We start from the raw sequence: 14,995 nt of genomic DNA on the forward strand, positions 1-14,995 counted from the left end.
CCAACCGGAGCATAAACTGTAATCCGTTATCCTGAAAAATTGAATTGCAGTTTCTCCCAATCATGCAAGAACAAAGGTGAAAATAGGTGTTTAAAAGAATAATCTTTCATAAATTCTCTGTGGTAGTGTTTTAAATGAAATAATCACATTAACCAGCTCCTGAATTAAATACGATGAGCTGTTTCTGCATACCGAATAATATCCCTGATATAGCCAAGGTGATTTTGCCGGTACCAAATTCATGAAATACTTAATCAGCAGTATATCCCCTATGGATTTCAAGATGCATTGCGGCGGCAAAGGAGTGGTTATTACCAGGCTGTTCTATTTTAGCAATAGTCGGTTGCTTGACCCCAAGCGCAATTGCCAGCTCAGTTTGTGAAACATCACGGGCCTCGCGGATCTGATAAAGCCCTATCTCCCGTTTCATTTCATCAACTTTTTTAGCAATTCTACGGCGGCTTTCAGGGCTGCGTTTTTCAAGCAATTCATCAAGTGTAGTCATACTCAGTTTTCCAAGCTAGGTGGGGAATTAATTCACACGATTATTTTACCTCTTGCTTTTACAAGAATTTCATTAATAGAGTCAAAAGGGTTAGTAATGCACTAACCCCATTAGCACAGAAAATTACAACGTAATTTGTGGGTTCTGGATACCACAGGCTTGCGCATAGCGCACTAATGTTTCTATACTGGCTTTTGTTACATTATTTTCCATTTTCGTCACCGTTGGCGGCGTCACCCCCATTCTTTCCGCAACTTGTGAGCGAGTCAGTCCAGCAAACTTACGCCACTCTGCAAGTGTTTCTTGCAATCTTTCCTTACGTTCTTCAGCTTCGTAAGCGGCTTTAAATTCAGAGTCTTTCATCATTTCTGCCAGAATCTCTGAATGTGTCTTATATTTCTTCATGTTTCATTTCCTCCAATCTGCGAAATGCTAAAGCTATCTCACTTGGATTGATTTTTTGTGTTTTCTTTATATAAACTCGCAGAATATATATTTGCTTTCCTGTCTGATATACCCATAATCCGCGTGCTATATCTCCCCCCATTGTTCGAATTTCGTAAAGACCATTTCCCAAATGTTTTGTGTCCGGTTCACGTAGTGAGCGAGGATCTTTTTCTAGCTTTCCAATCAACCTTACAAGTTTTACCCCTACTTTTGCTGGCAAAAACTTAATTTCTTGTTCAGCCTCATCATGGTATTTAACTATAAACACTCTAATTTCCTCCTAATGCAAAAAATTAACCCAAAAGGAAATTTTCATCAAGAGGAAAATTGCATTTTAATGAAATATCACTTCTGACTAAATTTCTTGACCATAGATTTCCATCTATATAGCACTTGACCTATATTGAACAATAAGTAATCATGTAACTATCGAGACAACAGACACCTTTGATGCATGGTTCGATGCTTTGGATGACACCGACAGGGCCAATATGCTAGCTTCAATAATAGCACTTCGGGAAACCCAGGCCATACGCAGATACTGTGAACGGTTCATGCCACAGCAACATGAAAGAATTACGTGTCCAAAGCAAAGGCGACCCGCTCCGAGCATTCTTTGCGTTCGACCCCAAGCGGAGAGGAATTTTGCTTTGCGCCGGTAACAAAACCGGAAACGAGAAACGGTTTTATGAAACGATGATTCCGATTGCTGACCGTGAGTTCACGGCACATCTGGAAAAGCTAAAAAAGGAGTATACCCTATGGATTTCAAGTTGCATCGCGACGGCAAGGGAACGAATCCCCGGGAGCATAGATAACTATGTGACCGGGGTGAGTGAGTGCAGCCAACAAAGAGGCAGCTTGAAAGATGACGGGTATAAACACTATGGCAAAAACTCTTGATCCAATATTAGCAAACGAAAAGCCCGAAGTTGTTGCCAATGCACAAGCTGCGGCAACGGAGATGTTGCTAAACATCCATTTGGCAGAACTTCGTGAGCGGGTACAAAAGACTCAAGGCGAAATAGCTCTGGCTCTTGGTATCAAGCAACCCACGGTTTCTGACATGGAGAAGCTTGGCCGCGATTTGAAACTGTCTTCCCTCAAACGTTACGTTGAGGCAACGGGTAGCAAGCTGCGTCTCGATATCGAGTTACCCGACGGTACCCACTACGAATTTTCCGTTTAGCCACAAACGCTCCGGTAACCCTCGCGGATATATTCAAGATAAATGTCCGCATCGACTTTTTTACGTGCCAGATGATTGTGAAGAGCAAGGTCTTCAAGTGAACGCTTTTTAGGAAAGAAAAATTTGAGGAGAGATTCTTAACGCGGGACAAGCTCCATTTTGTAAACGGAACTCGATGAAAACAGAGCACCAAGTGAAAAATTGGCACGTTATCAGAAAGTTGAAATGCCCTCCTTTTGGGAGGGCATTTAATTAGCTAGCGTGTTCTAAGAATTACTTCTTATCGCCACCAAAACCAGCATTCAACAGTTCTGCCAAGTTCGCAGTAGCCTCATCGACACTCACTGGTGGTGCTTCAGAAGCTTCGTTCAACTGACGACGACGTATACGATCCTGATGGTACGCATAACCGGTACCCGCAGGGATCAGACGACCGACGATGACGTTCTCTTTCAAGCCACGCAGTTCATCACGTTTACCAGCAACCGCGGCTTCAGTCAGTACGCGGGTTGTTTCCTGGAACGATGCCGCAGAGATGAAAGATTCAGTTGCCAGAGACGCTTTGGTGATACCCAACAGATCACGGCCATAAGTTGCAGGGACTTTACCATCCTGTTCCAGCTTACGGTTTGCCACTTTAACGCGGGCATATTCAACCTGTTCGCCTTCCAGGAACTCGGAGCTACCTGCACTTTCAATGGTTGCTTTACGCAGCATCTGACGAACGATAACCTCAATGTGTTTATCGTTAATCTTAACCCCTTGCAGACGGTAAACTTCCTGAACTTCGTTGGTGATGTAACGGGTAACCGCATGAACACCACGCAGGCGCAGAATGTCATGTGGAGACTCTGGACCATCGGAGATCACGTCACCACGTTCAACAACTTCACCCTCGAACACGTTCAACTGACGCCATTTAGGGATCATCTCTTCGTAAGCATCACCACCATCTAATGGGGAAATGACCAAACGACGTTTGCCCTTAGTTTCTTTACCGAAGGAAACGATACCGCTGACTTCAGCCAAGATGGCAGGCTCTTTCGGACGACGTGCTTCGAACAGGTCAGCAACGCGTGGCAGACCACCGGTAATATCTTTCGTACCGCCGGATTCCTGAGGAATACGTGCTAACGTATCACCCGCAGAAATGCTCACGCCATCGTCCAATTGAACAATGGCTTTGCCGGGTAAGAAATATTGAGCAGGCATATCAGTACCTGGGATCAATACATCGTCACCATTGGCATCAACAATTTTCAAGGCCGGACGCAAGTCTTTCCCACTACCGGTACGCTCTGCACTATCCAGAACAACCAATGAAGACAAACCTGTCAACTCATCAGTCTGACGGGTAATGGTCTGACTATCTACCATGTCAGCGAAACGGATGATACCGGATACTTCACTGACAACTGGCATGGTATGTGGGTCCCAGTTAGCAACGGTTTCGCCACCGTTAACTGCTTCGCCATCACCCTTACCCAGCACCGCACCGTAAGGTACTTTATAACTTTCTTTAGTACGGCCAAATTCGTCGATCAGACACAGCTCTGTGTTACGAGAAGTAATCACCAGTTTGCCAGCCGAGTTCGTCACGGATTTAGCGTTAAACAGCTTCAGACTACCTTTGTTACGAACCTGAATGCTGGATTCTGCTGCGGCACGAGATGCCGCACCACCGATGTGGAACGTACGCATCGTCAGCTGTGTACCCGGCTCACCGATGGACTGAGCCGCAATAACACCAACAGCTTCACCTTTATTGATGATGTGTCCACGAGCAAGGTCACGACCATAACAGTTTGCACAAACACCGAAGTCAGTTTCACAACTTACAACAGAACGTACTTTAATGCTGTCAACAGAGCTTTCTTCTAACAGATCACACCATTTTTCGTTCAGCAATGTGTTACGTGGGACCAGAATGTCAGCCGTACCCGGCTTCAGCACATCTTCTGCCGTCACACGGCCCAATACACGCTCACGCAGTGGTTCTTTAACATCACCACCTTCAATCACCGGCGTCATCAGGATACCTTCGTGAGTACCACAGTCGTCTTCTGTAACAACCAGATCCTGTGCCACGTCAACCAGACGGCGAGTCAAGTAACCAGAGTTCGCCGTTTTCAGTGCGGTATCCGCAAGCCCTTTACGAGCACCGTGGGTTGAGATGAAGTACTGGAGTACGTTCAAACCTTCACGGAAGTTCGCGGTAATTGGGGTTTCGATGATGGAGCCATCTGGTTTAGCCATCAAGCCACGCATACCCGCCAACTGACGGATCTGAGCGGCAGAACCACGCGCACCGGAGTCAGCCATCATAAAGATGCTGTTGAAGGAGACTTGTTGTTCTTCTTCACCGTCACGGTTAATCACTGTTTCAGTGGACAGGTTTTCCATCATTGCCTTAGCAACACGCTCGTTTGCTGCGGCCCAGATATCGATAACCTTGTTATAACGTTCGCCAGCTGTTACCAAACCAGATTGGAACTGTTCCTGAATTTCAGCAACTTCTGCCTCTGCTTCTGCAATGATCCCCGCTTTTTTCTCCGGGATAACCATGTCATCGATCCCAACAGATGCCCCTGAACGTGCAGCATAGGCAAAGCCGGTGTACATGATCTGGTCAGCGAAGATAACGGTTGGTTTCAGACCCATCACGCGGTAGCAAGTGTTCAACATTCTGGAGATAGCTTTTTTACCCAGTGGTTGGTTAACCAAAGAGTAAGGCAGACCTCTCGGTACGATCATCCACAGGATTGCTCGACCAATGGTCGTATCAACCAAACCAGTGCTGGTCGTGATGTTGCCTTCACCATCTTTCACTTCTTCAGTAATACGAACTTTGACGCGGGCATGCAGAGAAGCCAGACCTGCGCGATATACGCGTTCTGCTTCTTTAGGCCCAGTCAGCACCATGCCTTCGCCTTTAGCGTTAACACAGTCACGGGTCATATAGTACAGACCCAAAACAACGTCCTGAGATGGAACAATGATTGGCTCACCGCTCGCTGGAGACAGGATGTTGTTGGTAGACATCATCAGTGCACGCGCTTCTAACTGGGCTTCCAGTGTCAACGGTACGTGAACAGCCATCTGGTCACCGTCGAAGTCGGCGTTATATGCCGCACACACCAATGGGTGCAACTGAATCGCTTTACCTTCGATCAGAACCGGTTCGAATGCCTGAATACCCAAACGGTGAAGTGTCGGTGCACGGTTCAGCAGAACCGGGTGTTCACGAATAACTTCATCCAAGATATCCCAGACAACCGCCTCTTCACGCTCAACCATCTTCTTGGCTGCTTTAATGGTGGTCGCCAAACCACGCAGTTCCAGCTTGCCGTAGATGAATGGCTTGAACAGCTCCAGTGCCATCTTTTTAGGCAGACCACACTGATGCAAACGCAGATAAGGACCTACGGTGATGACAGAACGACCGGAATAGTCAACACGTTTACCTAACAGGTTTTGACGGAAACGGCCCTGTTTACCCTTGATCATATCTGCCAGGGATTTCAGAGGACGTTTGTTAGAACCAGTAATTGCACGACCGCGACGACCGTTATCCAGCAAAGCATCGACCGCTTCCTGCAACATACGTTTTTCGTTACGAACGATGATATCTGGTGCAGCCAGATCCAGCAGGCGTTTCAAACGGTTGTTACGGTTAATAACACGACGATACAGATCGTTCAGATCCGAAGTGGCAAAACGACCACCATCCAGTGGAACCAATGGACGTAGATCCGGTGGCAGAACTGGCAGAACCGTCAGCACCATCCATTCAGGTTTGTTACCAGACTGAATAAAGGCTTCCAACAGCTTAATACGTTTGGTCAGTTTTTTACGTTTAGTTTCAGAGTTAGTTTCATTTAACTCTTCACGCAACGTTTCACACTCATTTTCCAGATCGAGATTTTTCAGCAAAGACTGGATAGCTTCTGCACCCATCTTCGCATCAAATTCATCACCAAACTCTTCCAGTGCATCCAGGTATTGCTCTTCTGTCAGGATCTGACTACGTTCCAGGCTAGTCATACCGCCTTCTACAACCACATAGGATTCGAAGTACAGTACGCGCTCAATATCACGCAGTGGCATATCCAGCAACAAACCGATGCGGGATGGCAATGATTTCAGGAACCAAATGTGTGCAGTCGGAGAAGCCAGTTCGATGTGCCCCATACGTTCACGACGAACTTTAGTCTGGGTGACTTCTACGCCACACTTCTCACAAATCACACCACGGTGTTTCAGACGCTTGTATTTACCACACAAGCACTCATAGTCTTTTACCGGTCCGAAAATACGGGCGCAGAAAAGGCCGTCACGCTCAGGTTTGAACGTACGGTAGTTAATAGTTTCCGGCTTTTTCACTTCACCGAATGACCATGAACGGATCATATCTGGCGAGGCCAGAGCAATTTTGATCGCATCAAACTCTTCGGTCTTAGTTTGCGCTTTCAGAAACTTCAATAAGTCTTTCACGAAATGGCTCCTGTCGGAGTTAGACCTGTCAGGAGAGCGGCCCATGCCACTCCCCCCTATAACCAGTGCAACCACTGGCTGGTAAACTGCCCGTCATCTCCATTCAGGGCAGTACCAGCGGGAATACGATTTACTCGTCTTCCAGCTCGATGTTGATACCCAGAGAGCGGATCTCTTTCAACAATACGTTAAAGGATTCCGGCATACCTGGTTCCATCTGGTGGTTGCCATCCACGATGTTTTTATACATCTTGGTACGGCCGTTAACATCGTCGGACTTGACGGTGAGCATTTCCTGCAAGGTGTATGCAGCACCATATGCTTCCAATGCCCACACTTCCATCTCACCGAAGCGTTGACCACCGAACTGCGCCTTACCACCCAGCGGTTGCTGAGTAACCAAGCTGTACGAACCAGTTGAACGAGCGTGCATCTTGTCATCCACCAAGTGGTTCAGTTTCAACATATACATGTAGCCAACTGTAACCTGGCGTTCGAATTGCTCACCAGTACGACCATCAAACAGGGTAATCTGACCAGAAGTTGGTAAGTCACCCAATTTCAGCAGTTCTTTAATTTCTTTCTCTTTCGCACCATCAAACACTGGTGTCGCAATTGGCATACCTTTTTTCAGGTTTTCAGCCAGACGAAGAACTTCTTCATCAGAGAAAGTGTTCAGATCAACTTTCTGACGGGTTTCATCACCCAGGTCATAAGCTTTCTGGATAAATTCACGCAGTTTGGCAACTTCCTGCTGCTGTTTCAGCATTGCGTTGATCTTGTCACCAATACCTTTCGCAGCCATGCCTAAGTGAGTTTCCAGGATCTGACCAATGTTCATACGTGATGGTACGCCCAGTGGGTTCAGTACGATATCTACCGGAGTACCGTTCTCATCGTAAGGCATATCCTCGATCGGGTTGATCTTGGAAATAACACCCTTGTTACCATGGCGACCTGCCATCTTATCGCCAGGCTGAATCTGACGTTTAACTGCCAGGTAAACTTTAACGATTTTCAGTACGCCAGGTGCGAGATCATCACCTTGCGTGATCTTACGGCGTTTAGCATCCAGTTTTTTCTCGAACTCAGCTTTCAGTTCGTCATACTGTTCAGCCAACTGTTCCAACTGATTCTGTTTCTCTTCATCAGCCAGACCCAGTTCCAACCAACGCTCACGAGGGAGTTTGTCAAGTTTCTCAGCTTCTATACCGCCAGAAATCAGTACAGAACGGATGCGCGCGAACAAACCAGCTTCAAAGATTTGCAGCTCTTCTGTCAGGTCTTTCTTAGCCTGACGCAATTGCATCTCTTCAATTTCCAGAGCTCGCTTATCTTTTTCCACACCGTCACGGGTAAATACCTGTACGTCGATAACCGTACCGGATACACCATTTGGTACGCGCAGAGAAGAGTCTTTAACATCGGACGCTTTCTCACCGAAGATAGCACGCAGTAGTTTTTCTTCTGGCGTCAGTTGGGTTTCACCTTTAGGTGTCACTTTACCCACCAGAATGTCACCACCGGTAACTTCCGCACCGATATAAACGATACCGGATTCATCCAGTTTGGAGAGCGCCGCTTCACCCACGTTAGGGATGTCAGCAGTGATCTCTTCAGGCCCTAATTTGGTATCACGAGATACACAAGCCAATTCCTGAATATGAATGGTTGTAAAGCGATCTTCCTGAACAACACGCTCAGAAACTAAGATGGAGTCCTCGAAGTTATAACCATTCCACGGCATGAACGCTACGCGCATGTTCTGACCCAGCGCCAACTCACCCAAATCAGTGGATGGGCCGTCAGCCAGCACATCACCGCGTTCTACTGGTTCACCCAGAGAAACGCATGGCATTTGGTTAATACAAGTGTTCTGGTTAGAACGGGTATATTTAGTCAGGTTATAGATATCAATACCTGCTTCACCCGAATACATTTCATCTTCGTTTACTTTGATAACGATACGAGACGCATCAACGTACTGAACCACACCACCGCGTTTAGCTACGGAAGTTACACCTGAGTCAACGGCTACAGCCCGTTCCATACCTGTACCTACCAACGGCTTATCAGCACGCAGAGTAGGAACAGCCTGACGTTGCATGTTTGCACCCATCAATGCACGGTTTGCGTCATCGTGTTCCAGGAATGGGATCAAAGAAGCACCAACGGAAACCACCTGCTGGGTAGAAACGTCCATATATTCAACCTGTTCACGGTTGAATAAGCTGGATTCGCCATAGTTACGACAGGTTATTAGATCTTCAACGAAATGGCCTTCATCATCTAATACGGTGTTTGCCTGTGCAATGACGAAGTTACCTTCTTCAATCGCAGACAGATAATGAATTTCATCCGTTACAACGCCGTCACGAACCAAACGGTATGGGGTTTCAAGGAAACCATACTCGTTAGTCTGTGCATAAACAGACAACGAGTTAATCAGACCGATGTTCGGACCTTCCGGGGTTTCGATTGGACATACACGGCCATAGTGAGTTGGATGTACGTCACGTACTTCGAAGCCCGCACGCTCACGAGTCAAACCACCTGGACCTAACGCAGAGATACGGCGTTTGTGAGTGATTTCAGAAAGTGGGTTGTTTTGGTCCATAAACTGAGACAGCTGGCTGGAACCAAAGAACTCTTTCACTGCGGCTGAAATCGGCTTAGCGTTGATCATGTCCTGAGGCATCAGAGTATCCAGATCACCCAGAGACAGACGCTCTTTAACTGCACGCTCAACACGTACCAGACCAACACGGAACTGGTTTTCTGCCATTTCACCAACGGAACGGATACGACGGTTACCTAAGTGGTCAATATCGTCGACTTCACCTTTACCATTACGGATATCAATGAGCTTCTTCATGACATCAATGATGTCATCTTTACTCAGAATACCGGAGCCTTCGACTTCTTCACGGCTCAATGAGCGGTTGAATTTCATACGACCAACCGCAGAAAGATCATAGCGATCTTCTGAGAAGAACAGATTTTCAAACAGATTTTCTGCCGCTTCACGGGTTGGTGGCTCACCAGGACGCATCATGCGATAAATCTCAACCAAAGCACTCAAACGATCATTGGTTGGATCAACACGAAGTGTCTCAGAAATATATGCGCCGTGATCTAAATCGTTGGTGAACAATGTTTCGATAGATTTATGACCAGACTGGCTCAAACGTGCCAACAGATCTAAAGAGAGCTCCATGTTAGCAGCACAGATAATTTCACCTGTGTTGACATCAATGTAGTCTCTTGCAACAACTTTACCCGCAATGTATTCAACAGGAACCTCAATGCGGTTCACTTCGTCTTTTTCTAACTGGCGGATATGACGCGCGGTAATACGACGGCCTTTTTCAACATAAACTTTGCCGTTTGCTTCAATATCAAAAGAAGCTGTCTCACCACGCAGACGCTCTGGCACCAGAGTCATCTGTAGTTTGTTGTCACGAATTTCGAAAACTGTTTTACTGAAGAACAGGTTCAAAACGTCTTCAGTACTGTAATTCATTGCACGCAGAATAATAGTTGCCGGCAATTTACGACGGCGGTCAATACGCACAAACAGGTTATCTTTTGGATCGAATTCGAAATCTAACCAGGAACCACGATAGGGGATAATGCGTGCGTTATACAGCACCTTACCAGATGAGTGAGTTTTACCCTTATCGCTGTCAAAGAATACCCCAGGACTACGATGTAACTGGGAAACAATAACCCTTTCAGTACCGTTGATAACAAAAGTACCGTTGTCAGTCATGAGTGGAATTTCACCCATGTAGACTTCTTGTTCTTTAATATCTTTGACCGTGCCTTCCGGTGCTTCACGTTCATAGATAACCAGACGCAGTTTAACCCGCAAAGGTGCAGAATAAGTTACACCACGAATCTGGCACTCTTTAACATCAAACACAGGCTCACCAAGACGGTAGCTAACGTATTGCAGCTCCGAACTGCCACTGTAGCTCTGAATTGGGAATACAGAACGGAATGCCGCTTCTAAACCATTCTGGCCTTCTGGATCTTGCTCGATAAACTTCTGGAACGAGTCAAGTTGGATAGAAAGGAGATAGGGTACGTCCAAAACTTGCGGACGCTTACCAAAATCCTTACGAATACGTTTTTTCTCGGTATAGGAGTAAACCATAGGGTTCCTCAGCTCGCTGATCAGTGACCCACTCTGTCCGCCCTAAAGGACAGCTCTTTACGACACTATTTTTTCGAACAGAAAATTGAATTATTTTCCATAATACTCATTGCTATTACTCTTAAATCATTTCATTGCGTTACCTTACTACCGAGCTACCCGAGTGGATCGTAGCTGAGAACGCAGTATATTAAGTCGTCAATAGGAAAAAGTATTTGGGGTTAACTAGTAGCCAAATAGTGGAAATGCTACTAATACCCTACAGCGCAAAAAGGCTGGTGACCAAAAAATCACCAGCCGTCAGCCTCTAAAGTCAGGCTGCTAACTTAAAACTGAACTTACTTAATCTCAACAGAAGCGCCTGCTTCTTCCAGAGATTTTTTCAGTGCTTCAGCGTCATCTTTGCTGATGCCTTCTTTCAGTGTAGCGTTTGGAGCGCTCTCAACCAGATCTTTTGCTTCTTTCAGACCCAGGCCAGTTGCGCCACGTACTGCTTTGATAACAGCAACTTTGTTACCGCCAATAGCAGACAGAACAACGTCAAACTCAGTTTTTTCTTCAACAGCTTCAACTGCGCCAGCAGCAACAGCTACAGCGGCAGCAGCAGAAACGCCGAATTTGTCTTCCATTGCAGTGATCAGTTCAACAACATCCATGACGGACATTGTTGCAACTGTGTCCAGAATTTGTTCTTTAGTGATAGACATAACAAGTGTTCCTAAAATTCAGAAATAATTTATACGTTAAAAAGCAACGAAGGAAATTGGCAATTAAACTGCTTCTCTCTGCTCGCGTAACGCAGCCAATGTACGAACCAATTTGCCTGCAACGGCTTCTTTCATGGTTGACATCAGGCGTGCGATTGCTTCTTCGTAAGTTGGGAGTGTTGCCAAACGGTCAATATTGGCCGCAGGAATAAACTCTCCTTCAAAGGCTGCTGCTTTAATCTCGAATGCTGGATTCGCTTTCGCGAACTCTTTGAACAGACGAGCAGCTGCGCCCGGATGTTCATTAGAGAAAGCAATCAAGGTTGGACCAATAAACGCTTCTTTCAGGCACTCATATTCAGTACCTTCAACAGCACGGCGAATCAGTGTGTTACGAACAACACGGATATAAACGCCAGCTTCGCGACCTGCTTTACGCAGTTCAGTCATTTTATCTACAGTAACGCCACGGGAATCCGCAACAACCGCAGACAGCGCGCCTTTGGCTACTTCGCTGACTTCAGCAACAATCGCTTGTTTGTCTTGAAGATTTAGTGCCATTAGCTTCTTGCTCCTGGATTAACCGGGAAGAACCCGGAACTCACATCACTCATAACACCACAGGTGTCTGAGCTCTAAAACACGGCGAGCAGAATCCAGAAATGAATTTCATTTGGCTCTGTCACCGTCTACGCAGGGATATTAAGTAATCACTTACACCTGCGGTCTTGGACGGGGCTTGGATTAGGCCAAGCTCCAACCGAAAATTGTTTGTTTAGCTAATAAATAATCTATCAGCTAAACATAAGGCGCCAAATTTTAGACAAATCTGACGCCAAGGTAAAGCGATAATCACATTCAGTTTAAATTAAACTGAAGCGCTCAGACCAGATTGGTCAATCGCTACACCAGCGCCCATAGTAGTGGACAGGCTAATTTTCTTAACGAAAACACCTTTAGCAGAAGATGGTTTTGCTTTTTTCAATGCAACCAGCAGAGCTTCCAGGTTTTCTTTCAGTTTGTCAGCGTCGAAGTCAACTTTACCGATGGTGGTGTGGATAATGCCGCCTTTATCGTTACGGTAACGAACCTGACCCGCTTTAGCGTTCTGAACAGCTTCAGCAACGTTAGGCGTTACAGTACCCACTTTAGGGTTTGGCATCAGACCACGTGGACCCAGGATTTGACCTAATTGGCCAACAACGCGCATTGCATCTGGAGATGCAATCACAACGTCAAAATCCATTTCGCCTTTTTTGACCAGCTCAGCCAGGTCTTCCATACCTACCAGTTCAGCGCCAGCCGCTTTAGCGGCTTCAGCGTTTGCACCCTGGGTAAATACAGCTACACGAACAGAACGGCCAGTACCATGAGGCAATACAGTTGCACCACGTACGTTTTGATCAGATTTACGCGCGTCGATGCCGAGGTTAACAGCAACGTCAACGCTTTCTACGAATTTAGCGGTAGCCAATTCTTTCAGAAGAGCAATGGCTTCGTTAATGTCATATTGTTTAGTCGCATCAACTTTTTCACGGATTGTGCGCATGCGCTTGGTCAGTTTAGCCATCGATTAATCCTCCACTACCAGGCCCATGGAACGAGCAGTACCTTCGATTGAACGCATCATTGCGTCAACGTTAGCGCCAGTCATATCCGCAGCTTTAGTTTCAGCAATTTCACGAATCTGAGCGCTGGTCACTTTACCAACTTTATCTTTGTTCGGTTTGCCGGAACCAGATTTAACACCCGCTGCTTTTTTCAGCAGAACAGCTGCCGGTGGGGTTTTAGTAACGAAAGTGAAAGAACGATCAGAATAAACAGTGATCACAACAGGAATTGGCAGACCTTTTTCAATGCTGTCAGTTTTAGCATTGAACGCCTTACAGAATTCCATGATGTTAACACCTTGCTGACCCAAAGCAGGACCTACTGGAGGGCTTGGGTTAGCCATACCAGCTGCAACCTGCAGCTTGACATAGGCTTGTACTTTCTTAGCCATTGATAATTTCCTCTATGTGGGTGATATCGCCTATTTAAAAGGCTCCCCTGTTATTTCAGCCCCGCCTTTTAAGGCCAAGCCACTAAAAACAAAAGGCGCGAAATTGTATGTTAATTTCCCGCCTATTACAAGCCAGAGAATATACGGCTAAAAATTAAGCTTTCTCTACCTGACTGAAATCCAGCTCAACCGGTGTCGCGCGACCAAAGATAGAAACCGATACTTTCAGGCGGCTTTTCTCGTAGTCGACTTCTTCCACAACACCATTGAAGTCTGCGAATGGACCATCGCTGACACGAACCATTTCGCCTGGCTCGAACAATGTTTTTGGCCGTGGTTTATCACCAACCTGTTGCAAACGATTCATAATCGCATCAACTTCTTTATCACTGATTGGTGCCGGACGGTCAGATGTACCACCGATAAAACCCATGACGCGTGGTACGCTGCGAACAAGATGCCATGTTGCATCGTTCATGATCATTTGTACCAGCACATAGCCAGGGAAGAATTTACGCTCACTTTTGCGACGCTGGCCGCTACGAATCTCAACAACTTCCTCTGTTGGCACCATCACTTCGCCAAAAGAATCTTCCATATCATGCAATTTGATATGTTCACGTAAAGATTGTGCGACACGACCTTCAAACCCGGAGAATGCCTGTATGACATACCAACGTTTTTTTGGGGAATCTGACATTTAGAACCTCAGGCCTGTAATAAATGAAACTAAACGCACCAGGATACCGTCAAGACCCCAGAGGATCAAAGACATCAATGCAGTGACTGCCGCAACAATCAACGTCGTGTGCAACGCTTCCTGGCGAGTTGGCCAAATGACTTTGCGCATTTCAATGCGGGCTTCACGAGCGAAAGCCAGCGTGGTTTTGCCTTTTGCAGTCCAGAGCGCAGCCGCTCCCGCAAGAGCAACCATAACAACAACTGCTATCGCGCGCAGAGGAAGACTATACTCTCGATAAAGGTAATTACCAACGATAGCAACCGTCAATAAAGCTGCTACTAATAGCCATTTCACTACCTCAAGACTGCGCCTGCTTCCTTGAGCATCGGTATTCGCACTCATAAACCAACCTGTAACTATGATTTAATATAGATAGCCAGCTTGCCTCGCAAGAGCAAAACAAATCAGACCGAACCAAAAAATTTGAGTGATTGTATCTGACTTGGCGCCATAATTCAGTATGGCATTACATATCTGAGAGATATATAGCCAATTCGTTGCATCAGAGCCTATCTCACCAATAATTAAAAACAACCATTGATGAGATAGGTTCTTTATAAAACAACGTGCAAAAAGGGCATCTGTTGATGCCCTTTTAGAGTAATCACATCAAAAATTATGCGATAACTTTAGCAACAACACCAGCACCTACTGTACGGCCACCTTCACGGATAGCGAAGCGCAGACCCTGGTCCATTGCGATTGGCGCAATCAGGGTAACTACCATCTGAATGTTATCACCTGGCATCA

The 14,995-nt window shown here is 46.2% G+C and carries 13 protein-coding genes and 1 pseudogene; 2 read left to right on the forward strand and 12 right to left on the reverse strand.

Features of this window, described 5'->3' with window-relative positions; all coding sequences use genetic code 11:
• Positions 1–250: 250 nt before the first annotated feature.
• The 3 genes from AM629_RS08735 to AM629_RS08745 form a co-directional block, all read right to left on the reverse strand.
• Entirely contained in the window at positions 251–505 is a 255-nt protein-coding gene (locus AM629_RS08735; RefSeq protein WP_054478085.1) for a helix-turn-helix domain-containing protein, read from the reverse strand.
• Between the two features lie 123 nt (positions 506–628).
• On the reverse strand, positions 629–910 hold the full coding sequence (locus AM629_RS08740) for a helix-turn-helix domain-containing protein (protein ID WP_012776543.1): 282 nt from the start codon (positions 908–910) through the stop codon (positions 629–631).
• Positions 897–1,220 (reverse strand): type II toxin-antitoxin system RelE/ParE family toxin, encoded by a 324-nt coding sequence (locus AM629_RS08745; RefSeq protein WP_054478089.1) that lies wholly within the window; start codon positions 1,218–1,220, stop codon positions 897–899. The genes AM629_RS08740 and AM629_RS08745 overlap by 14 nt, the downstream gene beginning before the upstream one ends.
• 142 nt (positions 1,221–1,362) lie before the next feature.
• Here AM629_RS08745 and AM629_RS08750 point away from each other — a divergent pair.
• Positions 1,363–1,705: pseudogene (locus AM629_RS08750) on the forward strand (type II toxin-antitoxin system RelE/ParE family toxin); the annotation flags it as partial.
• A 133-nt stretch (positions 1,706–1,838) separates the two neighbouring features.
• The gene (locus tag AM629_RS08755; RefSeq protein WP_054478091.1) at positions 1,839–2,141 is read left to right on the forward strand and encodes a transcriptional regulator ProR; all 303 of its coding nucleotides are present in this window, start codon (positions 1,839–1,841) and stop codon (positions 2,139–2,141) included.
• Between the two features lie 273 nt (positions 2,142–2,414).
• On the opposite strand, the gene rpoC is transcribed toward AM629_RS08755, so the two are convergent.
• The 9 genes from rpoC to AM629_RS22060 all read right to left on the reverse strand — a co-directional run.
• Positions 2,415–6,635, reverse strand: a complete 4,221-nt coding sequence (rpoC, locus tag AM629_RS08760; protein WP_054478093.1) for a DNA-directed RNA polymerase subunit beta' — start codon at positions 6,633–6,635, stop codon at positions 2,415–2,417.
• Between the two features lie 130 nt (positions 6,636–6,765).
• Positions 6,766–10,794, reverse strand: coding sequence for a DNA-directed RNA polymerase subunit beta (rpoB, locus tag AM629_RS08765; protein ID WP_054478094.1), 4,029 nt, complete (start codon positions 10,792–10,794; stop codon positions 6,766–6,768).
• 338 nt (positions 10,795–11,132) lie between these two features.
• The gene (gene rplL, locus AM629_RS08770) at positions 11,133–11,501 is read right to left on the reverse strand and encodes a 50S ribosomal protein L7/L12 (RefSeq protein ID WP_054478096.1); all 369 of its coding nucleotides are present in this window, start codon (positions 11,499–11,501) and stop codon (positions 11,133–11,135) included.
• 63 nt (positions 11,502–11,564) lie between these two features.
• On the reverse strand, positions 11,565–12,062 hold the full coding sequence (gene rplJ / locus AM629_RS08775) for a 50S ribosomal protein L10 (RefSeq protein ID WP_054478097.1): 498 nt from the start codon (positions 12,060–12,062) through the stop codon (positions 11,565–11,567).
• A 307-nt stretch (positions 12,063–12,369) separates the two neighbouring features.
• Positions 12,370–13,071, reverse strand: coding sequence for a 50S ribosomal protein L1 (gene rplA / locus AM629_RS08780; RefSeq protein ID WP_054478098.1), 702 nt, complete (start codon positions 13,069–13,071; stop codon positions 12,370–12,372).
• Between the two features lie 3 nt (positions 13,072–13,074).
• Positions 13,075–13,503: a 50S ribosomal protein L11 gene (rplK, locus tag AM629_RS08785; RefSeq protein ID WP_054478099.1), complete on the reverse strand. Its 429-nt coding sequence runs from the start codon at positions 13,501–13,503 to the stop codon at positions 13,075–13,077.
• A gap of 154 nt (positions 13,504–13,657) precedes the next feature.
• A complete protein-coding gene (gene nusG, locus AM629_RS08790; protein WP_011144820.1) occupies positions 13,658–14,203 on the reverse strand; it encodes a transcription termination/antitermination protein NusG in 546 nt (181 codons plus the stop codon).
• A complete protein-coding gene (secE, locus tag AM629_RS08795; protein ID WP_054478100.1) occupies positions 14,204–14,587 on the reverse strand; it encodes a preprotein translocase subunit SecE in 384 nt (127 codons plus the stop codon).
• 274 nt (positions 14,588–14,861) lie between these two features.
• On the reverse strand, positions 14,862–14,995 hold a 134-nt coding region (locus AM629_RS22060), incomplete at its 5' end, for an EF-Tu C-terminal domain-related protein (protein WP_072161849.1).

It is taken from the genome of Photorhabdus heterorhabditis, from assembly GCF_001280945.1.
Taxonomy (GTDB): Bacteria; Pseudomonadota; Gammaproteobacteria; order Enterobacterales; family Enterobacteriaceae; genus Photorhabdus; species Photorhabdus heterorhabditis.